Origin of the sequence: Vibrio sp. CUB2 (assembly GCF_001557945.1) — a bacterium.
Taxonomy (GTDB): Bacteria; Pseudomonadota; Gammaproteobacteria; order Enterobacterales; family Vibrionaceae; genus Vibrio; species Vibrio owensii.
Genome location: NZ_LNRB01000001.1, coordinates 226,573 through 248,028, shown reverse-complemented (window position 1 = coordinate 248,028; position 21,456 = coordinate 226,573). Strand labels below are relative to the sequence as shown.

The following is a 21,456-nucleotide window of genomic DNA, read 5'->3' as shown; positions in this document are numbered from 1 at the left end:
TTTGTGATTCTATTCTCATATCCTTGACGGTACGAGCGCGCAGCGATTGTGGTGGTTAAAGTTTAGTGTTAGTAATAACGACGAAATAGACTAAAAATCAACCAATGCTAATTCGTGATTAAGCTTGGTTTTGGGGGAAACACAACTCATGTGTTTTCATTTATTGACTGCTTGAAAAGGATGTAAGATGCGTATGCCTTTATTAATGCGACACAAGCAGTGCTCAAGCTCTATTGCTTGGTACACGCGTGATCCGCAACGTGCCTATCTTTCTAAAATCTACCTTTCTTAATGCAATCCGACTTTAACAGCAGAGTCCGTTTTAACTGATCGTTGGCTATGTAATACGGTCGTTGTAGCGCTGACTAAGCGAGCCCTTCGCTGAGTTTGCTGTTCAAAAGTTATCTCTCTTTAGAACAATTATTTGCTATTAAATTAGTGCGCACATTTGTACTTTTCGTTTATGGAAGAGGCGTGTGCGGCTATCTGGAAGTAAGGTATTTTTGATGGAAAACTTTAAACATTTGCCAGAACCGTTTCGTATTCGAGTCGTTGAACCCGTAAAAAGAACAACAAGAGCGTATCGTGAACAAGCCATTTTAGAGTCAGGAATGAATCCATTTCTGCTTGAAAGCGATGATGTGTTTATTGATTTGCTCACAGACAGTGGCACTGGGTCGATCACTCAAGATATGCAGGCCGCCATGTTTCGAGGCGATGAGGCATACAGCGGCAGCCGTAGTTATCATGCGCTGGCTAATGCAGTGAAAGACATTTTTGGTTACGAGCTGACGATTCCTACTCACCAAGGCCGTGGTGCAGAACAGATTTATATTCCGGTCTTGATCGCCAAACGTGAAAAAGAGAAAGGGCTCGACCGAACCAAAATGGTCGCATTGTCGAATCACTTCTTTGACACCACTCAGGGGCATACGCAAATCAATTGCTGTGTGGCTAAAAATGTCTATACGGAAGAAGCGTTTGATACGTCAGTCAATGCTGATTTCAAAGGCAATTTTGATATCGATAAGCTTGAGCAAGCGATTCTTGATGCCGACCCGAAAAACGTTCCTTATATCGTCAGTACCATTACGTGCAACTCTGCCGGTGGCCAACCTGTTTCTATCGCGAACTTAAAAGCGGTGTATGCCATTGGTCAGAAATACGATATTCCTGTCATCATGGACTCAGCTCGATATGCGGAAAATGCTTACTTTATTCAACAACGAGAGCCGGGCTACCAAGATTGGACGATTGAAGAGATCACATTCGAGAGCTACAAATATGCCGATGCATTAGCCATGTCCGCAAAGAAAGATGCAATGGTTCAGATGGGCGGATTGTTGTGTTTCAAGGATGACAGCTTTATCGATGTCTACAACGAATGTCGAACTCTGTGTGTTGTGCAAGAAGGCTTTCCTACTTACGGCGGTTTAGAGGGAGGCGCGATGGAGCGTCTTGCGGTTGGTCTTTATGACGGGATGCGACAGGAATGGTTGGAGTACCGTATCGCTCAGATTCAATACTTGGTCTCAGGGCTAGAGGCGATAGGTATTGTCTGCCAGCAAGCCGGTGGTCACGCTGCGTTTGTTGATGCCGGGAAACTTCTACCGCATATTCCGGGTGATCAATTTCCTGCTCATGCTCTGGCGTGTGAGTTGTATAAAGTTGCTGGTATTCGAGCGCCGGAGATTGGCTCACTGTTACTCGGACGAGACCCTGAAACAGGCAAGCAACTGCCTTGTCCTGCGGAGTTTTTACGTCTGACTTTGCCAAGGGCGACTTATACTCAAACGCACATGGATTACGTTATCGAAGCATTCCAAAAAGTGAAAGAGAATGTACATAATGTCAAAGGTTTGGAGTTCACTTACGAACCGCCAGTCCTGCGTCACTTTACTGCTCGACTCAAAGAGATCGGGTCGTAACATACCTTGGGTACTGAAGCTGTTATTACAATGGCTCAATAAGAAACAAGCGCCTTAAATCGGCGCTTGTTTTATGTTTGTCGTAAGGCTTGTTTGATTAAACCAAGTGATTAAACCAAACCTTGCTCTTTTGCCATGTGGCTGGCGATGCTTGGTGCTTTCCAAATGCTTGGTAGCAAAATGAAAGACACGGGCACGGCCGTGATCACGATGAAAGATTGCAAAGCAGAGATGCCGCCAGAGCCCATCGAAATAAGTGCGATAGCCACCACACCCATCATTAAGCCCCAGAACGAGCGAATCACGGCGTTTGGCTCTGCTGAACCTGTCATGACCACACTGATGGTGTAAGTCATTGAGTCACCTGTGGTCACGATAAACGTCGTGGTCAGTATCAAGAACAATACCGAAATCACCATTGGGAATGGCAGTTCAGAGGTAATGGCAAGCAGAACCGCTGGTAGGTTAAAGCCTTCAAATGCGGATGAAATCAAACCTGGGTTTTCTAGCTCGAATGCCAGACCACTGCCGCCAACAATACTGAACCAGAAGCAGGTGATTAAAGGCGCAGCGATGCTGATAGACAGGATCAACTGACGAATAGTACGGCCGCGTGAGATACGCGCGATGAAGATTGCCATCATCGGACCATAACCAATAAACCAGCCCCAGAAGAATACTGTCCACCAACTTAGCCATTCTGTGTCGCCACGGTAAAGCGCCATCGGGAAGAAGTTATCCACCATACGGCCAATGCCCTGCACATAACCATCGACAATAAAGCTGGTTGGGCCGAAGAACAGAATGTAACCAATTAGAGCCACAGACAAAATGATGTTGTAACGGCTCACAAGCTGGATGCCTTTGCTCACGCCGCTTAGCGCTGACAAGGTGTACATTAGAATTGCAGCTACAATCACCATGCTTTGAGTGATGAAGGTATCTGGCAAACCGAATAGCGAGTTCAACGCGTAACTGATCTGCAGGCCTAAGAAACCAATTGGACCAATAGTACCAGCGGCTACGGCGATAATGCTGCAGGCGTCAGCCACGTCACCAATCCAACCGTTGATCGCTTTGTCGCCAAACACTGGGTAAAGCAGAGTACGCGGTTTTAGTGGTAAGCCTTTGTCGTAATGAAGGTGCATCAACACCACAGAAGAAAGACAACCTAAGATTGCCCAAGCAAGGAAGCCCCAGTGCATGAAAGACTGAGAAAGTGCATTAATTGCAGATGCTTTTGGTGATGCTTCACCGTAAAGAGGCGGCGCAGAAACAAAGTGCGCGATAGGCTCAGCTGCGGCCCAGAAAACACCTCCGCCCGCGAGTAGGGTACAAAGTACGATCGACAACCATTTGAAGGTATCGATATCTGGTCTCGCTAAACCACCCAAGCGCACGTAACCCGTACGACCTAGCGCGATAGCCAAACCAATAAGGAAATTTAGTAGGAGTAATACTTGCCAGAAGGCACCGAAGTATTGAGTCGCAAACCCGAAGCCTGCGTTAACCATTGCGGTCAGAGAGTCTGTATTCGTCAGAGCAAGCAATACAAACACGGTGAGGAAGCTACCACTTAGCCAGAATACTGGGTTGGTGAGTTCAAGACGCTTAAGTAGGGAAGGAGGATGAATCGCAGAATAGTCTGCCTCCTGAATAGGAGCATGAGAGGCGGCGTTCGTCATATTTGACATAATTACTTCGCTTTTTAGGGCTCGGAAGCCGTGCATTTCCCTCACACAAATGGCTCGAAAAGTGTGAGGATGATCAAAAAGCCGCTGATACTAGCACGTTGAGATGCTCAATATAACCGTGAAACCGGATTAAATGTCGTTTTCCTAGCCAAATTACTGATTTCTGGTTAGAGAATTTTTACGTGAAGTGCGCCGCATTTCATACGGAAATGACATTCCCCTTATTCTTGTGAGGACACCGCAAGATTACATTGAGCCAACCTGTTCTAATAAAAATTAAAGGTCTTACCCTATGGCTCATTTTGAACTTAACGGAACGTGGCAACTTACCTCGCCACAGCGCCCAGATATCGATATTCCTATGACTTTGCCCGGTGACAATGTATCCGCATTGTTACAAGCAGAGCTCATCCCGAATCCCTATTTTGCTGATAATGAAGCGAAAGTTCGTTGGATTGAAACTTACGATTGGCACATTTCACGCGAGTTTGATGTCGATGGCTCTGTGCTCTCTGCCAAACAAGTGTGGATGACGCTCACCCGCGTAGACACCTTAGCGACCTTTTATATCAATGGTGAGCAAGCACTAACTAGCAGCAACATGTTTGCCCAGCAACGTATTGATATCAAACCTTACTTAAAACAAGGCACTAACACGATTCGAGTTGAATTTGCCCGTGTGGATTTAGAGGGGCTAGAGCGTGCGAAGAAATTGCCATTTCCTATTCCTTCGGCGATGGGGAACAACCAGATCCCGCACATGAACTTGATTCGCAAAACCCAATGTCACTCGGGGTGGGACTGGGGCATTTGTTTGATGGTGTCTGGCATTTATGACCCGATTCAAATTGATGTCATAAACGATGTGTGGCTCAAAGGATTCTCGACAGAGCAACAATGGCAAGCTGACGGTAGCGTGCTGGTTGATGTATTAGTTGAAGTAGAAACTGATACTCAACCTCATGAAATCATGATTGAATTTGATGGTCAGCGCCAATCGATTCAAACCGAAGGAAGTGGTCACTATCACTGCCAGTTCCATATTTCCGAGCCAAAACGCTGGTGGCCTGCGGGTTATGGCGAAGCACATCTATATCCGATAACAGTCATTTGTGGTGAGCAATCACTGTCACGCACGATTGGTTTGCGAGAGCTGAGTCTAAACAACCAAGCTGATGAACATGGCTCGGCGATGGAGTTTGTCGTCAATGGCGTGCCAATCAATGCGAAGGGTGCAAACTGGATTCCTGTGGATGCCATGCCGGGGCGTGAGTGTGAAAGCCGCTATCGTGCACTTTTGCAAAGCGCGGTCGATGCCAATATGAACATGATTCGTGTCTGGGGTGGCGGCCAATATGAAAGCGAAACGTTCTACAACCTGTGTGATGAATTAGGTCTGTTGGTTTGGCAAGACATGATGTTCGCTTGCTCACTGTATCCATCTGATGATGATTTCTTGAAAGATGTGGAACAAGAGTTGCGATTCCAAATCCCACGTTTGAAAGAGCACCCGTCGATTGCACTGTGGTGTGGTGATAACGAAGTGATTGGTGCGATTGGTTGGTACGACGAATCCAAGCACAACAAAGTCAAATACACGGTGAATTATGATCGTCTGAATCGAATGATAGAGCAGGTGATTGGCCAGCAAGATGAGTCACGCCGTTTTTGGCCAAGCTCGCCTTGTAACGGTGAGTTGGATTTTGGTGATGCGTGGCATGATGACAGCAAAGGCGATATGCATTTCTGGGATGTCTGGCACTCAGGAAAATCGTTTAATGCTTATCTAAACATTAACCCGCGTTTTTGTTCCGAGTTTGGTTTCCAATCTTGGCCTTCGTTTGCTGAAGCAAAACAGTTCGTACCCGAGCAAGACTGGAACGTCACCTCACCAACCTTTGAGCAGCATCAAAAGAACCCTCGCGGTAACAGCATCATCACGGAGATGTTTACTCGCTATTTCCGTTTCCCTTCCGGCTTTGAGCAAATGTTGTACCTCAGCCAAGTGCAACAGGCGATGGCAATCAAAACCGCTTGTGATCATTGGCGTGCGATCTCTCCAATATGTCGCGGCATGTTGTATTGGCAACTCAACGACAACTGGCCAGTGAGTTCTTGGTCTAGTTTGGAGTACAGTGGCCGTTGGAAGCAATTGCATTACCATGCGAAACGCTTCTTTGCGCCGCAGTATTTGGTGTTTTCAGAACACACGGGCAAGCTGAGCCTTCATTTGCTCAATGATGCCAAAGACCCTGTTGATGTGAGTGCGCAATTACATTGGGTGAACTGGCAAGGTGAAGTGAAGCAAACTTGGTCGCTAGAGCACACGGTTTCTAGCGACAGCAATACCGTCGTTTGGCAGTTGGATGAGGCATTTGATTCGTCTGAATTGAAATCAGGTTTCTTCTACGTAGAAGGGCAAGTAGGTCAAGAGAGTATCACCAACACTTGGTTTAGTACTCACGAGCTAAAAACATTGCCAATGGAAAGCGCCAAGATTGACGTAACGATTGAAGCCAACAAAGTCACACTCGTCGCAGATAAACCAGCGTTCTTTGTTCATTTGGAATGTGATACCGCAGGACGCTTTGACGACTCAAGCATCACGCTACTGGCGAACCAACCTGTCACGGTTGAATTCTTAGGTGAAGATTTAGCAACGATGGCAGAATCGCTGCGCGTCTATCATTTGATGCAATAAGAAAGCTCTAGCGAGCCGAAGCAAATCAAATGTATTAAAGGGGGCCTCCGTGCTCCCTTTGTTTTGGACGGGGCTAGAACAAGTTACGTTTTGCCCAAGCGACCGCTTGCATTCGGTTCTTCACTTCCAGTTTGCGGAAAATGCTATACAGGTGCGATTTCACCGTGTGCTCACTGACAAACAATGAGTCTGCAATATCAAGGTTAGAGCCACCTTGGCACAGGGCGGTCAGCACTTGCATTTCTCGACGAGTGAGTTCAATTTCGAGTTTCGTATCCAGCTCAGTAACCGTGTGGTTAAGATTTACTAGATAGCCAAGCAGTCGATTGAGAATATCTCTAGAGAGCCAGTTCTCCCCACTCAGAATACCTTTCAAGCCTCTGATTACCTTGTCGAAGTCATCTTCAAAATAGAACAAGCCTTTGAGGTTTGACCAAGTGAGCAGGCTCTCCACGCCCAAGTTGGGTTCAGCGTTCACCAACACCGTCGCATCAACATGTTCCAATTCACTGAGCGTCATTTTGACCTCCGAGAGATCGGGCAGGGAACTGTCGACGATCGCCATGTAGTGCTCATCTCTATAGTGAGGTAATTCTACTTCAGCCCCTTTTGCTAATAGCACTGGCTGTCCAAGCTGTTGCTCGATGGCCGATTGTAAGCCTCGACCTTGTATATTATTGAAGGTAAACAATAAGATGGTACTGTTGGTTGCGTTGTTATTTATCATTAGTGGGCCTCCTGTCGAGACTGCATAAATTCATTTCCTACTTGATGGAAGCGATAGAGCACCAGGTCTAAGAGTCCATCAAAGCAATGCTTCACCATGGGGTTCTCGAATATGTGTGTCGCGGGGGCTTTAAAAAACGTGACCCGCCGGTGGTGGTAGAAATCCCGTATGAAAATGTCGAATAGAAGTTGTTTAATTACGGGCTCATGAACCGGAAAATGGATGATGGCATTGCCCATAACTTGGATGATGTCAGTCACCAAGAATTTCAAAATTGAGCGCCCTAAATGCCATAAGCTGAGAATCCGAAATTCAGACCTCAGCTCTTGGTAAATCAAATGTCCAACTAGCATGCCCTTGCAATAGTAGAGGCGGGCCTTGCTGGGGGATTCACCAAACTGGTTGAGCGTGTCCTCTACACCTCCGGGGGTAATTAACTGCTTGTGGACGGCGTCAATCTGTTCGAACTCTGAATCGCTGATTTGGCTGAGAGAACAACTTTTCACATCGGTAACCTGATACTCGTAAACAATGTCTTTAAAGCTCAAATAGATGTTTTTACTTTGCGAGGCTTTTATCCGTTTATACTCGCTAGAAGTGTATTCGTACTGCTCGCCAATATAGTGAGAGAAGGCGAGTCGCTTTAATAAACTCGGTGTGACTTTTCCGCTTTCCCACTGACTTAACGTGGGTTGGTTTAAGCTTTCAAAAGCGCTGTAACTCCTTGCTAAGTCGTCCGCCAATTGACCTTGAGTTAATCCCCTCTCCTTTCGAACTGCAGCGACCGCATGCGAAAATTCTAACTTGCTAACCATATATCTACGTCCTGAACTCATTATATTTTTTGATTGCTTCGAAGCGGCTCGGAACGAGCCAAAACTCTATGTTCTTGATTTTTTAGTGAGGTACATCATTTGGTCTGCGTGCTGGATTAAGGAGTCACTACAGCTCCCTTCATAAGGGAAGCGCGCGACACCGACACTCAGACCGATGTGAACGTTTTGAAAATGGATAAAAATAGGTGCACTACATGCTTGGTGCAGCAAAGACTGAAACTGTTCTAAATCCTTTGTATGTTCTAGCTCGGGTAGACAAAGAATAAACTCATCGCCACCAATTCTCGTTGCGAACTGGCCATCACTTAGTAGATGCAAAATACGTTGGGCGGTAATGCGTAAAACCTTGTCTCCGGCATCATGCCCGAATTCGTCATTCACGGCTTTAAAGCCATCCAAGTCGATATAAAACAGAGTAAACGGTTGAGCACGCTGTATCTGTCGTTCTATCAGCTGATTGCCTTTAAAGCGGGAATAACACCCTGTTAGCTCGTCAATCTCGAGCAGTCTTTCTAGTTTTTCAACTTGTTCATATTGGGTTTGCCATGCGCTGTGCCAATAGCTCTCGATAGAGCGCAACCCTTTGTAAATAAATAGGTTGAACAAGTACAGAAACGTACTCCGAATGGAGAACTCACTTAAACCCTGTAGTTTAAACAGGTCGTTGCCTGCGGTTATCAAATCAATGTTAAAGCAAACTGCCATTGATAGGGTGTATGTGATTAATGACCAAAAAACACCGAACTCAATTAAGGCTAAAAGAAGGTTTATTGTGACTAATGACGAAAAGAGGAAGTGGCCGCCTAAGAAGTAGTACAGGTAAAAAGTGAGGGTGTAGCCGAGGATCAGAGCAATGACGACAGAGCGATGTCTTTGCTCAAATGCGAACGTTCGCCCCACCCAAAGGTAGGTAAAACAAGCAACCGCGGATAACACGTAAGGAAGGTATACAACATAATTAACCCCTCTGATTGCACAAGCGAATAGGGTAATAAGAATCCCCAAACTTGTAGAGCGCATGTAGTAGCGCGTAAAAATTTTGGTGAACTGCGTTCTGTCCATAGTTATGTCTCAAAGGAACAGCAAATAATGGGCAGTCAGAGATAGGGTTCAGTATGGATTGAGTGTGGATAGAGAACGTGAGAAACAAAGAGTTTGCACCGCATGAATTTGGAAATGCGAGGCGCATATGCTTTTTCGGGCGTTTTTCTCGTCTGCAAGCGACACTGCATTTCATAAAGATGCTCGATACCTACTGCCGTTTTTATAAACTATTCTATGAGGCGAGGTTGCATAAAACTATACGGTTTTCGGGAAAATGCCCCGATCTCAATATGTCCGCATAAAAAGTGGGTTAACAGCAAATTTATCGAGGAAAAACTAATACTTAAGTGCTATGAGGTGTGAGTGAAATCAGTCTTAAGTTTGAGATGTCTACTTGAGTTTTTGATGGATGCGGTAACCGGTTGCATAACCAAGATAAAACAGCGCTGCGAGCGTAACGAACGCAGAAATGTAGGCAATAAAGTGATTCAAACCTAATCCAAAAGACAAGGTGAATGCAATGCCATTCACGGCTTCCATCGGGATCTTGTACCAAGACGCATGTACGGTCGATCCAAATAGAATAAGTGTGCCAATTAAAAAGAGTGTGCCAATGGAAAGGCCAACCCATCTACTGCTGTTCATGTTCATCTCAAGAGTTACTGACTTCGTAACAAAATATTTCAAGAGAAACATTATACAACTGAGTGAGGGGGGAAGTGGTAGCAATATTTGCATGAATATGACAAGAGGCCACCGAAGTGACCTCTTTTTAACCAGATGACGTCTTAATTATCCAATCCAATTAATGAAGTACGGAATGATGAGAGCATTGGCTAAATCGATGAAGAATGCACAAACCAAAGGCACGATAATAAAAGCCTGATGCGAGTTACCGTATTTCTGAGCAACTGCAGACATGTTGGCCATAGCGGTTGGGGTAGAACCCAAAGATATGCCGCCAAACCCAGAGCACACCACTGCAGCGTCGTAGTTTTTCCCCATCAATGGAAAGACGACAAATATCGCGATACAAATTGCCACCAAGAACTGCGCGCCAAGAATGATAAAAATAGGTCCAGCCAAATCGACCAAAGCCCATAGTTGCATGCTCATCAGTGACATGGCTAAGAACGCGCCCAACGCCATATCCGCAATCAACGCAACCGCTGGTTTTCTTGCTGGCCAACGAGTACCGGTAAGGCGAGGGTAAGAGGCGGGAATAAGATTAGAAATCAAAATACCGGCAAACAAACAGGTCACAAACAACGGTAATTCCAGTCCTAAGCTGCTTACTCCTTCGTTCAAAATCGCACCCAAGATAATACAAACATGGATTGCTAACATCGCATCTAAGAAGTCATAAGCATTGATAGACGGTTGCGGTTCATCCTGCGCCGTACCCACGTCCATTTCTTCCACTTTAGCTGGCTTTAGGTTGTGTTTGTTGATCAGGTATTTTGCAATCGGCCCGCCCATCAAGCTTGCTAAGATCAAGCCAAACGTTGCACTTGCGATACCGATTTCCATGGCGGTATCAAGATCGAATATTTCAGCGATGCGAGGTGACCACGCAATCGCAGTGCCGTGTCCACCAATCAGAGACACTGTGCCGCTCAACAAGCCCACCGCTTCTGGTTGACCTAACATGGTCGCAATTCCAATGCCGGTTAGGTTTTGAATCAACATATAACCGATGGTGACCGAAAGCAGGATCAATAATGGCTTACCGCCTTTGAACAGATCTTGAAGGCTAGCGTTGATGCCGATGGTGGTAAAGAAATACACCAACAACAAGTCTCGGGTAGCAAGATCAAATTGGACATCGATTTGAGTGACGTAATGGATAATGGCGAACAACACCGATACCAAGATGCCGCCGGAAACCGGTTCAGGAATACTGAATTCCTTTAAGAAACTGCTGGCTTGGGTTAGGCGCCTGCCTAAAAACAACACGATGATCCCGAGGGTCACCGCGAGAAAAGATTCGACCTGTAATACACCGTCGACAAAGTTCATAACCACTCCTGCTTTGGTAAAACATGATGAGAGAATTAATCGGTACGTTTATCTCTAAACATACTGACATGTTTGTATGACATCCAATTGCATACCAACGAATTTGAACCAAGTCGGATTGTGTTGAGAATCGTATTTTCGTAACCGATAGAAAAGAGGAGTAATACAAGGTCACATGTACCTATGCATGACTCCTCTTACTTCGATTAAGGACTCGTTAGTTAAATAGCCAGTAGCTTTCCGGATTGTCTGGACATTGATAAGGACCACATTCGGCAAAAGTCCCAATCACATTGAGTGCCACAACAGAAATCGCTAGCAAACATGTGATGCGACCTAGGTTGCTCATTTCGTAAGGTTCTGGAGATTCCTCTTTACTGGTCAGCATCAGAATAACGGCGACCGCGAAAATGGTGGCAACAAACAACACAAACGCCCAAGTGTAATAGTGCATCCCGAAGATAGGGCTACCGTATCCAGGCGTACCGGGAATCACGTGCAAAGAGACTTGTCTCAGTGACGTAGCGACGCCATAGAGTGCACCGATAAGGACCACACCATAATGTCGAGGCTGCGGCCCATACACCACGTTCAACAAGAAGCCGAACATGATCATGATGAAGCCAATGCGCTGCAATAAACACAAAGGGCAAGGCAACTCATTCAGTACAAATTGCAGAACAAAGCCAATCAATAAAACGGCTGTCATGCCCAGTAAACCAAGGGTATTGAGTAAAGCCAGATAGTTTCGATTCATGTGCAATCCCCTTTACAACAAGATGGAAAGAGGGTCGGTGGCGTGATGATTGAACCAATACAGTCCAATGATCACCGAGGAAGCAAAGAAGGCATAGCCCACCGCTTTCTTTCCTAAAAATGCACTGAGCATCGCAATCAATAACAGCAAAAAGATTAATGTCATCATGAGGGAGTTCCTTCCTTACTCTCTGATTTCAATCCTTTTAACTATAGGAAACGCGAGCTAATGCGCGACTTTATACCCAAATAACTTCGAGATGCTTGGTTCAGCGAGAATGACTTGGTTTGCAGACGCGGCGTCGATTTAAAGGTCTAGTGGGCCTAAATCAAGAATCGGCAACAAAGTATGCAAGCCAAGACAACTCGCCCTTCGGGAGCGTGTCATTGAGTCGATTTCTGCGTCAAACAACTTGGAAATAGCTGGCTATTACACTGCGTTGTTTTCCTTGCTCTCGAATCAATGACAACGCTCTGAATCCTGCATCTTGAAGTCACTTGGGTATATCCACAATAAAAAAGAGGAGGGGTTAGATTCGAGGTCCCAGATGAAGCTAACCCACTCCCCAAAATCGTTACTTAACTCATTCGGTTTAACTTTGTGGAGATTGCTCTAATGCCCAATCGCCACCCAGTGATTTGTAGAGTGCGACAGTGACCTGAGCCGTTTGCAATTTGGCTGCGATTTGTCGGTCTTGCATCATGCGTTTCTGGCGCTGAGCATCCAGTACCGACAAGTGGTCAATCAACCCAGCACGGTAGAGGGATTTGGCTTTCTCCACGGCTTTATCTGTCGCAACTAGAGCATCATCAATACGACGCTGATTCTCTTGGCTTCGACCATACGCAAATAAGGTGGAATCCACTTCAGCAAAAGCCGAATCTACGGCGTGTTGGTAAGTCAGTGTTGTTGCGTCAAAACGAGCTTGGTTGATGCCCTCTAAAGCATCGCCACGACCACCATCAAAGACATTCCAACTGATGCCTGCCGCACCAACCCAGCCGAAAGAATCACTGCTAAACAGATCATCAAAGCTAGAAGCAGACACGCCCGGAGCGCCGGTTAAGAAGAACTTCGGATATTGATTGGCAATACTTGCCGCAAGCTCTTCATTGATGGCTGCCATTTCTCGCTCCGCTAAGCGGATATCAGGGCGTCGTTGCAGCAAGTCTGAAGGCAATCCGATTGGCACGACATTTTGCATTGCTGGTATAGCTTGCGTCTCTGCAAGTCGCACTTCGACTTTCGATAAAGGCTCACCAAGCAGTACCGCGATACGATGTTTGTGTACTTGCTGCGCGATTTCCAATTGAGGAATGATTGACTCCATCGCTGCAAGCGTCGCTTTGGCTTGCGCTAAATCGAGATCCGAGCCATAACCGCTACGAACCACTTTCTCGACCAAGTCCATGGTTTTCCTTTGGTCTTCAAGGTTTGATTTAGCTAAGTCGAGACGCTCGCTTGCCCCTTGATACTGCAAGTAGTTATGAATCAAATCCGCAGTAAGCAAAGTCGTCAGCCCGCTTTGATAAATCTCTGCTTGCTCAACACGAATTTGTGCGGCATTGGATTGACGATCAATGCGACCGAACAAATCCGCTTCCCAAGCGATACTTGCGCCGGCAAACACACCATCGTGCTGATTGTCCAACAAGGTTGTATTGGCAATTTGTGGTGGCAGGCCAGCGGCGGAATCACCAATTGGGTTCAGCGCAGGGCCAAGCAGCGAGTCGTTCTTACTCAGCTGATAATTGACGTATCCGGCACCAACATTGATGGTCGGCACTTTGAATGACTCAACAACGGTCTTATAGCTGTCTGCCATTTTGATGCGCTCTGCTGCGACCTTAAGTGGGATGTTTTGGCTTTGCATATCAAGCACCAAATCGTTCAACGTTGGGTCGTTAAACTCTGTCCACCAAAACGCTTCTCTCTCAGCATGGCGGCTGACGCCATTTTGATCGGCATACAAATAAGTGTCTGCCATGCTGGTGGTTGGCGTTTGATAGTCTGGTCCAACGGCGCAACCGGATAGACTCATTGCCAACACCAGTGGCGCGATAACGAACTTTCTCATGATTACGCCTCCTTCAATTCAGCGTCAGTTTGGGTCGTTTGTGGTTTGTCTTTGTATGCCAAGCGATACAGTGCCGGCATGATGAACAGTGACAATACGGTTGCCGCTGCTAAACCGCCGATGATGGTGGCTGCCATTTGGTCGAACAAGAGATCCGAAAGCAGCGGGATCATGCCAAGAGCCGTTGTCAAAGCACCCATCGATATCGCCATGGTACGGTTAACGGTGGCTTCTTTGATGGCATCCGATAAAGGGCGGCCATTCGCACGTTCAAGTTCAATCTGATCCATCAGTACAATGCCGTTTTTGATGATCATCCCCGTCAGTGTTACTGCACCAATTAACGCCATGAAACCAAATGGTTTATCAAAACCAAGCAGCGCAAAGGTGGCGCCCGTCGCGGCTAATGGCAAAGTCGAAAAGATGATGATTGGTTGCTTAAAGCCGTTAAACATTGCGACCAAAATGATCACCATGATCAGCATGGCTTTTGGTAGCTGTTTAAAGATATCTGTGACCGCTTTGTGCTCGTCGTAGAACTCACCACCCCATTCCATGCTGTAACCCACAGGAAGGTGAATCGCTTCAATCTGCTCTTTGACAGCATTTCTTACCGTTGCTGGCGTAGAGTGACGCTCAACACCTGCTTGTGCTGTGATGGTTTTGACGCGATTGCGGCGCCAGATCATGCTCTCTTCTGGTACTAGCTCAAAGCCATCAACCACTTGTCCTAGAGGCACACTGTGCATGCCAAGTAGCGAACGCACGGGCAATGTTTCTAGTGACGCCATGTTTTGAGACGTGCCACGCAGCTGAATTGGAATCAACTCGTCATTTAGGTTCATCTGACCTAATGGCATGCCATCAGAAGCGCGTTTCAGAGCAAAGGCGATGTCCGCACGGTTGATGCCAGCTTGGCGCATCTTGTCTTGATTGATGATGGGTTTCAGCACCTTGCTTTCTTGACGCCAGTCATCACGAACGTATTTGGCACCTGGGTGAGTAGCAAAAATGGCTTTTGCTTGATCCGCCAGTTGGTGCAACACCGCTTCATTAGGGCCAGAGAAGCGCGCTTCTACCGCATACTTGTCTGAGGTCGCCAGTTTTAATGCTCTAAAGCGAGGTTCTGCGTCTGGGAATGTGTTCTGCAACCATTTGTCACCACGTTCAACAAGTTGGCTGATGCTTTCGTAATCCTTGGTGTTTATCAATATCTGCCCGTATGCAGGATCAAGCGGCTCTGGTTCTACGGTCACCGAGAAGCGCGGTGCACTTGCGCCCATGTAGCTAGAGATGCTTTCTACTTCTGGTTGCTTGAGTAGCCACTGCTCGACTTTGCGCATGTCAGCTGAGGTTTGCTCAATCTTGGCGCCATTCGGTAGCCAGTAATCAAGGAACACGATAGGGCGATCCGATTGCGGGATAAAGTTCACCGCCACGTAAGGCACAGCAACAGCAGTCACCAAAAGCAGAGGAATCAATGCTGTCAGTGCTTTCATTGGGTTATCAACTGTCCAAAACACCAACTGCTTGTAACGGCTTGGCTTTGCGTTTTCATCGATAGGTGTTGGTTTGATGAACATCCAACACATCAGTACGGTGAAGGTCATCGCGACCAACCAAGACAAAAGAAGCGAAGACGCGACGATGTAGAATACTGAGCCCGCAAATTCGGCTGAGTCAGTTTTGGAGAACAGAACCGGACTTGCACCCATGATGGCAATGACGGTTGCGCCAAGCAGAGGGACGGCGGTTTCCTTAACTGAATCAATCGCAGCATGTGTGCGTTCGATGCCTTTGCTCAGTTTTACGATCATCATGTCAGTGATCACGATGGCGTTGTCCACCAACATACCCAAAGCAAGAATGAAGGTACCAAGCGAGACTCGGTGCAAATCAATGCCTGCAATGTTCATGTAGATCAGCGTGAGCAGGATAGTCAGCAATAAGCTCGAACCCACAATTGTCGCGCTCTTAAAGCCCATGAACACCAACAGCACCACAAACACAATGCCGACACTTTCGAGCAGGTTACCAACGAAGTCATCAATCGCTTTTTGTACTTCTTCAGGCTGGTAAGCCACAGTAGAAATATCAACGCCAAGCGGCAGTGTTTGTTGGTAGTTTTGGATGATGTCGCGAATCGTGTCGCCGAGCGAGACCACATTAATGCCTTCAACAGGGCTGACCGCTAGCGTCACCGCAGGCTCACCATTAAATCGGCTTTCTGTTAGTGCTGGTGTTTGATAGCCCATGGATACATCGGCGATGTCACCTAAGCGAATCAAGCCTGTACCTAGCTCACTCACGCCACCTTTGATGACTAAATTGCGAATATCATCTAATGATTGAAATTCACTGGTTTGAGTGATGCGAATGCGCTCGGTGCCAGCATCGAACTTGCCTGCTTCAAAGGTCATGTTCTGTGTGCTGAGTTGGTTCCACACCTGCGCGACAGACAAGCCATATTGAGCCAGACGTTCGTCAGGCATATCAATGTAAACCACTCGCGGTTGCACGCCGTGTAGCTCAATCTTCTTGATGCCTTTTACAGCTTTGATTTGGCGTTGCAATTCTTCTGCGTAGCGGCGTAATTCTTCAGGTGCGGCGTCTTGGCTATGGATAGAGAAAAGCATGCCATACACTTCAGAGAACTCATCCTGAACAATGCTGATTTGCGCTGTAGACGGCAGTTGCAGTTTTACGTCGTCGACTTTGCGGCGCAGTAAATCCCATTGCTGCGGAAGCGCTTTGGAATTGAGGCTCTCTTTCAAGTCGACAAATACCATCGACATCCCCGGACGAGACAATGAGCGCAGGCGATTCAACTCGGCCATTTCTTGCAGCTTGGTCTCAATGGTATCGGTGACTTGTTGTTCCACTTCTTCCGCCGAGGCGCCCGGATACAAGGTGACAACGACGGCGGTTTTAACCGTGAAGCTAGGGTCTTCCAACTTGCCTAAATCGAAGTAAGAATACAGCCCTGCCACCACACTTAAGGCGATAAAGAACAACACGAAAGTGCGCTGTCTTATCGCGAATTCAGCTAAATTGATCATGATTCGAGCCTATAGCGTTTTGATGGTTAAATTCGGCGTGTTGTCGCCAGCTTGAAGATAATGAGTGCCGCTGATGACCACATAGTCGCCTTGGTGGAAAGCGCCAGAGACACACGCTTGATGAGAGTCGATGGATTGCAAACTCACTGGCTCGGTGTGCACGATAGCGTCACGAACGACATTGACGTGTAGCGATTTCTTTTCACCTAAAATCGCAGAATAGGGGAAGCAATGACTGGATTGATCGGGCTGAAATGAGGTTGTGACCGTAACGGCTTTGCCATTGAACAGTTCGCTAGAAATTGAATCGATAGCTAGAGTGACAGGGTAAGTTTGTTTGATGAGATGCTTTTTAGGCGCGATTTCAGCGACGTTAGCACGGTATGTTTGCTCTGAGCCATACCAAGACAGTGCCGCTGTTTGCCCAAGATTAAACTGACGAATCATGTTCTCAGGCACATCGATATCCACTTCCCACTGACCGTCTTGTTGAAGAGTAGCGACGCTAACGCCCGGCAGTGTCTGCTCGAATGCGTCGATTCGTACCTCGCCAATGCTACCAGAAAATGGTGCACGCAGTGTGGTGTAAGCCAAGGCATCTTCCGCGCGTTGGATATTCTTCTCTACTACTTTTACGGCAGACAAACTACGCTCATAACCGCTGATGGCTCTATCCAAATTCACACTGGCAATCGCGTCATCATCGGTGGCTTGTTTCACGCGTTTTAGCTCAGCCTTTGCCAGTTTATGCGCAGACTTCGCTTCCAGCATACGTGCTTGAAGCTCTTCCAAAGAAACTTGGTAATCGTGAGGATCAAGCGTAGCAATGACCTGTCCTTTCTCGACATGATCGCCTTTCTTCACCAAAACGCGGTCAACCGTGCCAGGAACGCGAAAAGAAAGGGAGGCGGTCTCTTTTGCTTGAACAATGCCACTAAACGATTTGTTCAACGCCGTATTTTCACCCGTGACTTCAACAACTTGAATTGGGCGAGGGGACTCTGGTTCGGTGAACGTGGTTTGGCTTTGATTACAGCCAAACAGTGCCAATGTCGCGGCACCTAATGCAGTAGTTTTGAATAGACGATTCATACGATGGCTCCATAATTTTGGTGCCATCATACAATTGTACAATGTTCAGATAATCACTCGGCAGTGAGACTCACTGTCTCAAAAAACGAGACAATGTATTCGGCTAAACGAGTTTTGGGACTTCTTTAATGAGGTGGTCAATAAGTAATCGGCTCGCCTGACTCAATGTCTTAGGCTGAGGGTAAAGCAACCATCCCGATTCTTCAGTGACAGAATATTGTGACAATAGCTGCACCAAGCTGCCGGATTCCAACTCTCGCTTCACCAGTAGTTTGGGCATAAAGGTGATACCACGATCTAAAATCGTCGCGTTCTTAATAAAGCCAATGTTGTTGGAAATGAGCTTCGGGTGCAGTTGTACACTTTGCTCTTGGAAGTGCCAGACATTGTCTACCTCACCATTTGGCCAACGAAAACAGACACACTGGTGTTCCTTCAGTTGTTCTAGGTTCTCTGGCATGCCGTGTGTTTCAAGGTAATTGGGAGAAGCGACTAAACAACGGTCGAGTGTCAAAAGCTTACGGGCAACGATGTCGGAATCAAATAGGGCGCCACCATGAAAAGCGATGTCCAAGCCCTGTTGGAACATGTCACTAAAGCCATTGTTGATGTTGCGAATATCCAACTCAACATGAGGGTATTTATCGTGGAAGTTAAACAGAATTGGGCGAACCAGTTCGTCGGTTTCTGGCAGTAACCCGAGTTTGATGCGGCCGCGAACTTCATTGGTGTCGTTGCTGACTTGTTCGTTCGCCGAATCGAGCATCGTCAGCGCTTTTTGCAGGTTCTCGTAGTAGGCTTCGCCATTATTGGTTAGCGATAAACTGCGTGTGGTGCGATGGAATAACTGAGCGCCTAAGGATTGCTCTAATTCGCCAATTCGTCGACTCACATTCGCGCGCGGCAGATCCAATGCGTTTGCCGCAGCGGTAAAGCTTCCTAGCTCAACCACTTTAATGAAGAGTTTAAGATCGTCGATTTTCACACTGGCGCTCCATGCTTATTGAACACTGTACTAAACCGTGACACTCTAAAGCATCATCACGTTATGCACAAAATATAACGTGACTTTTGATAACAGATACTTTTTTGAAAAGAGAAATAGGGAATTAATGTGCTGAGAGTCATTCAACGTCGTCGAATCAAGAAGGTCATTAAGTTGCTTTCTGCCAGATTGATTAAGGGCTATGGAAGTCGCGAGTATTTCTCTATCGGACAAGTACAAAGCAGCACAAGCGAGTTGAGCAAGCGCCAACAACAGATCGCTTTGGCTCTGTATGCCGATCCTCAAGAACTGACCGCAGAAGTTAGAGCTGAGCTTACTTCCTTGCGTGCCGATGTCTCGAACGACTTTTTCGATGGTGGTGATTACACCGCACAAGATGTACTGAATCTACTTGGTTCGGGTGGTTGGAAAGGCGGTCGTATGGACGATGACATGTCGCACCGATTCGGAATGAATAGCCGATACTAAACAGCGTTGTATTAGGGAACGAATCACGATGAAGCAACTGGATCTCAACTTACTCCGTATCTTTCTGGTGTTACTTGAAACTAAGAACACGCGTATTGCGGGTGACCAATTAGCGTTGAGCCAACCCGCAGTCAGCAAAGCGTTGGGAAGGCTGCGTGATTACTTTGATGATGAGTTGTTTACTCGTGTTCACTCTGGCTTAAAGCCAACGCCTCGTGCACTTGAGCTGGGTGACAAGCTGCCGATGATCATGGAAAGTTTGGATGAGGTGATTCTAGATTCGCCAACGTTTGAGCCTGCCGACTACCAAGGCAACATTACCATTGCGATTAACGGTTTTATCTCCAACTGGCTCGGTGCACGCTTGTGTCTCGCGGTGATTGAAGAGGCACCAAACGCACAAGTAAACATCGTGAATTGGGGTTCTCAAACACTCAAAAAGTTGCTCGATGGCGAAATTCAAGCGGCCATCAACTATTCGCCGATCGACACCAATAAGCAATTTACCCACCAAGTGATTGGTGAAGATGATTTTGTTGGGTTAGTTAAAATCAACCACCCTTTGGCAGGAAAGACCCTGTCTCAAGCTGAAATCAATCAAGCAGAATACGCCAGTTTGGTGGTGCCGGGTTGGAATGATACTCAGCCCTTTATTGCTAAGCACCTTTCAAGTGAAGTGTTGAAAGTAAAAGCGCGAAGCTCCTACCTGCATACCTTGCTCGATGTGGTTAAGCAGAGTGAGATCATCTTGCCTTGTTCTCGACAGCTTGCTCATTATCTGCGCGGTGAGTTTGAGTATGTCTCTTTTCCTAATCACACCCCAGATGAGCTAAAAAATATTGTGCTGGTGGAATCGCACAATAAACGCATGCATCCGATGCATCAGTGGCTAAAACGAAAAATCATCACCACTTCTCAAGCCATCATCCAAGAAAAACAATAAGCCTCTCCATCGAGAGGCTTGTTCTTAGAGGTTTGTTCTCAGAGTCTTGGCCTGAGGAGATTCCGCTTGTTCTGCGTTACTTTGCCGTCACGTTCGGGAAGTTGTGCATTTCTTCAATCGCTTTGGCTTTGTCACTTGGACGGTAAGCGCGCAGCGCGAAGTTCCAGCCCGCATCGTTCACTTCAATTACGTTATTCGCGGCACCACAGGTCTCGCCTTTCGGTGCGAAGTGAATGGTGTAAGAGCCATCTTTGTTTGGTACAGCGGAGGTTGAGTCTGCGCTGTTGTTATCCGTCATCAACCAGCCTTTGCCTGAGTATGCCGTGATGGACCAGTAACCGCCTTTTTCGTAGCTCAGTGACGGTTTATCGAAGGTGATATCAGCACACTCAACTTTGCCAGTACCCGCTCGTGAAGAGTACACCGCGTATTCTGCTGGTAAGCCAGCCCAGCCCACAGCGGTACCAATCATAAATTGCTTGTTATTTGGTGTTGCAGTAATGCCAGTAGTGAAGGCTTCTTCTGTCTTAATCGTGTTGACTTGCTTCTCCCATTTCGCACGTACCGCGTCGCGAGAGGCGCTGTCCCAATCTTGCGCTGGCTTAAATGGTTTTGCGGATTTTGCATCAATCACGGCGGCATCTTGTAAGCGATGTGCTTCTTCCATGCCTGCCGTCGTAGCGGTACGCATTAAGATGTAAATGTAATCCGAGCCTGCAATTTTTGAATCAATGTAGATCTCGTCACCACCATAAATCGCCATGTGGTTGTCGTGATTGTTGTTGAAAAAATGCATGATTTGGTAAGCATCACCTTTCGCCAAGCGGAAAGTGGCACCTTTTGACACATCGACCACGGCTGTTGAGTAAAGTAAGTCGGTGTTTGAGCGAATGATCATCTGATTATCAACGGTGACGCTGTCTCGGTTGTGGTCAAACACATTGATTGGTTGGAGCTCTAGTTGTTGAGTGAAGTACAGGTCGGTTTCTGCACGGGCGAAGTTTTCGTCGGTCACTTTAACGGCTGCCATGGTCTGCATAGAGGTGATGGCAATAAGAGTCGCTAAGATGGTCTTTTTCATGTCGCTTACCTTGAGGTCGTCATT

The 21,456-nt window shown here is 46.8% G+C and carries 17 protein-coding genes; 4 read left to right on the top strand and 13 right to left on the bottom strand.

Translation table 11 applies throughout. The features are described 5' to 3' along the window. The first annotated feature begins 506 nt into the window (after positions 1 to 506). On the top strand, positions 507 to 1,928 hold the full coding sequence (gene tnaA / locus ATB78_RS01135) for a tryptophanase (RefSeq protein ID WP_061007574.1): 1,422 nt from the start codon (positions 507 to 509) through the stop codon (positions 1,926 to 1,928). Between the two features lie 110 nt (positions 1,929 to 2,038). Here the strand turns inward: tnaA and ATB78_RS01130 are convergent, their stop codons facing one another. Beyond that, positions 2,039 to 3,622, bottom strand: coding sequence for a BCCT family transporter (locus ATB78_RS01130; protein ID WP_009706347.1), 1,584 nt, complete (start codon positions 3,620 to 3,622; stop codon positions 2,039 to 2,041). Positions 3,623 to 3,914: 292 nt separating this feature from the next. Between ATB78_RS01130 and ATB78_RS01125 the strand changes: the two genes are divergently transcribed. Then, positions 3,915 to 6,323 carry a glycoside hydrolase family 2 protein gene (locus ATB78_RS01125; RefSeq protein ID WP_061007573.1) on the top strand — a complete coding sequence of 803 codons (2,409 nt, stop codon included), beginning with the start codon at positions 3,915 to 3,917 and terminating at the stop codon, positions 6,321 to 6,323. Positions 6,324 to 6,396: 73 nt separating this feature from the next. Here the strand turns inward: ATB78_RS01125 and ATB78_RS01120 are convergent, their stop codons facing one another. The 11 genes from ATB78_RS01120 to ATB78_RS01075 all read right to left on the bottom strand — a co-directional run bounded on the left by ATB78_RS01120 (position 6,397) and on the right by ATB78_RS01075 (position 18,919). After that, positions 6,397 to 7,050, bottom strand: a complete 654-nt coding sequence (locus tag ATB78_RS01120) for a LuxR C-terminal-related transcriptional regulator (protein ID WP_039988263.1) — start codon at positions 7,048 to 7,050, stop codon at positions 6,397 to 6,399. Then, entirely contained in the window at positions 7,050 to 7,865 is an 816-nt protein-coding gene (locus ATB78_RS01115; protein WP_061007572.1) for a helix-turn-helix transcriptional regulator, read from the bottom strand. Before ATB78_RS01115 ends, ATB78_RS01120 begins: the two co-directional genes overlap by 1 nt. Before the next feature lie 66 nt (positions 7,866 to 7,931). After that, positions 7,932 to 8,948 (bottom strand): GGDEF domain-containing protein, encoded by a 1,017-nt coding sequence (locus tag ATB78_RS01110; RefSeq protein WP_005441440.1) that lies wholly within the window; start codon positions 8,946 to 8,948, stop codon positions 7,932 to 7,934. Between the two features lie 372 nt (positions 8,949 to 9,320). Continuing rightward, positions 9,321 to 9,575, bottom strand: coding sequence for a hypothetical protein (locus ATB78_RS01105; protein WP_005441438.1), 255 nt, complete (start codon positions 9,573 to 9,575; stop codon positions 9,321 to 9,323). Positions 9,576 to 9,722: 147 nt separating this feature from the next. Continuing rightward, a complete protein-coding gene (gltS, locus tag ATB78_RS01100; protein WP_061007571.1) occupies positions 9,723 to 10,949 on the bottom strand; it encodes a sodium/glutamate symporter in 1,227 nt (408 codons plus the stop codon). A 217-nt stretch (positions 10,950 to 11,166) separates the two neighbouring features. After that, on the bottom strand, positions 11,167 to 11,706 hold the full coding sequence (locus ATB78_RS01095) for a disulfide bond formation protein B (RefSeq protein WP_041056611.1): 540 nt from the start codon (positions 11,704 to 11,706) through the stop codon (positions 11,167 to 11,169). Between the two features lie 12 nt (positions 11,707 to 11,718). Further along, complete coding sequence (locus ATB78_RS29800; protein WP_005429588.1) at positions 11,719 to 11,874, bottom strand: DUF5993 family protein; 156 nt, start codon at positions 11,872 to 11,874, stop codon at positions 11,719 to 11,721. A 424-nt stretch (positions 11,875 to 12,298) separates the two neighbouring features. After that, positions 12,299 to 13,783, bottom strand: a complete 1,485-nt coding sequence (locus ATB78_RS01090) for an efflux transporter outer membrane subunit (protein WP_061007570.1) — start codon at positions 13,781 to 13,783, stop codon at positions 12,299 to 12,301. A 2-nt stretch (positions 13,784 to 13,785) separates the two neighbouring features. Further along, a complete protein-coding gene (locus ATB78_RS01085; protein ID WP_061007569.1) occupies positions 13,786 to 16,842 on the bottom strand; it encodes an efflux RND transporter permease subunit in 3,057 nt (1,018 codons plus the stop codon). Between the two features lie 9 nt (positions 16,843 to 16,851). After that, positions 16,852 to 17,934, bottom strand: coding sequence for an efflux RND transporter periplasmic adaptor subunit (locus ATB78_RS01080; RefSeq protein WP_061007568.1), 1,083 nt, complete (start codon positions 17,932 to 17,934; stop codon positions 16,852 to 16,854). A 103-nt stretch (positions 17,935 to 18,037) separates the two neighbouring features. Then, positions 18,038 to 18,919: a LysR family transcriptional regulator gene (locus ATB78_RS01075; RefSeq protein ID WP_020196069.1), complete on the bottom strand. Its 882-nt coding sequence runs from the start codon at positions 18,917 to 18,919 to the stop codon at positions 18,038 to 18,040. Between the two features lie 129 nt (positions 18,920 to 19,048). On the opposite strand from ATB78_RS01075, the gene ATB78_RS01070 reads away from it, so the two are divergent. Then, entirely contained in the window at positions 19,049 to 19,408 is a 360-nt protein-coding gene (locus tag ATB78_RS01070) for a DUF6559 family protein (protein WP_041056625.1), read from the top strand. 28 nt (positions 19,409 to 19,436) lie between these two features. Further along, positions 19,437 to 20,351 (top strand): LysR family transcriptional regulator, encoded by a 915-nt coding sequence (locus ATB78_RS01065; RefSeq protein ID WP_039840430.1) that lies wholly within the window; start codon positions 19,437 to 19,439, stop codon positions 20,349 to 20,351. A gap of 76 nt (positions 20,352 to 20,427) precedes the next feature. On the opposite strand, the gene ATB78_RS01060 is transcribed toward ATB78_RS01065, so the two are convergent. Continuing rightward, positions 20,428 to 21,432 carry a DUF1214 domain-containing protein gene (locus ATB78_RS01060; RefSeq protein WP_061007567.1) on the bottom strand — a complete coding sequence of 335 codons (1,005 nt, stop codon included), beginning with the start codon at positions 21,430 to 21,432 and terminating at the stop codon, positions 20,428 to 20,430. Between the last annotated feature and the right edge of the window lie 24 nt (positions 21,433 to 21,456).

Bases quoted from the DNA above. Each gene is read 5' to 3' on its own strand.
- tnaA (WP_061007574.1), top strand. From the start codon at position 507: ATGGAAAACTTTAAACATTTGCCAGAACCGTTTCGTATTCGAGTCGTT.
- ATB78_RS01130 (WP_009706347.1), bottom strand. From the start codon at position 3,622: ATGTCAAATATGACGAACGCCGCCTCTCATGCTCCTATTCAGGAGGCA.
- ATB78_RS01125 (WP_061007573.1), top strand. From the start codon at position 3,915: ATGGCTCATTTTGAACTTAACGGAACGTGGCAACTTACCTCGCCACAG.
- ATB78_RS01120 (WP_039988263.1), bottom strand. From the start codon at position 7,050: ATGATAAATAACAACGCAACCAACAGTACCATCTTATTGTTTACCTTC.
- ATB78_RS01115 (WP_061007572.1), bottom strand. From the start codon at position 7,865: ATGGTTAGCAAGTTAGAATTTTCGCATGCGGTCGCTGCAGTTCGAAAG.
- ATB78_RS01110 (WP_005441440.1), bottom strand. From the start codon at position 8,948: ATGGACAGAACGCAGTTCACCAAAATTTTTACGCGCTACTACATGCGC.
- ATB78_RS01105 (WP_005441438.1), bottom strand. From the start codon at position 9,575: ATGAACAGCAGTAGATGGGTTGGCCTTTCCATTGGCACACTCTTTTTA.
- gltS (WP_061007571.1), bottom strand. From the start codon at position 10,949: ATGAACTTTGTCGACGGTGTATTACAGGTCGAATCTTTTCTCGCGGTG.
- ATB78_RS01095 (WP_041056611.1), bottom strand. From the start codon at position 11,706: ATGAATCGAAACTATCTGGCTTTACTCAATACCCTTGGTTTACTGGGC.
- ATB78_RS29800 (WP_005429588.1), bottom strand. From the start codon at position 11,874: ATGATGACATTAATCTTTTTGCTGTTATTGATTGCGATGCTCAGTGCA.
- ATB78_RS01090 (WP_061007570.1), bottom strand. From the start codon at position 13,783: ATGAGAAAGTTCGTTATCGCGCCACTGGTGTTGGCAATGAGTCTATCC.
- ATB78_RS01085 (WP_061007569.1), bottom strand. From the start codon at position 16,842: ATGATCAATTTAGCTGAATTCGCGATAAGACAGCGCACTTTCGTGTTG.
- ATB78_RS01080 (WP_061007568.1), bottom strand. From the start codon at position 17,934: ATGAATCGTCTATTCAAAACTACTGCATTAGGTGCCGCGACATTGGCA.
- ATB78_RS01065 (WP_039840430.1), top strand. From the start codon at position 19,437: ATGAAGCAACTGGATCTCAACTTACTCCGTATCTTTCTGGTGTTACTT.
- ATB78_RS01060 (WP_061007567.1), bottom strand. From the start codon at position 21,432: ATGAAAAAGACCATCTTAGCGACTCTTATTGCCATCACCTCTATGCAG.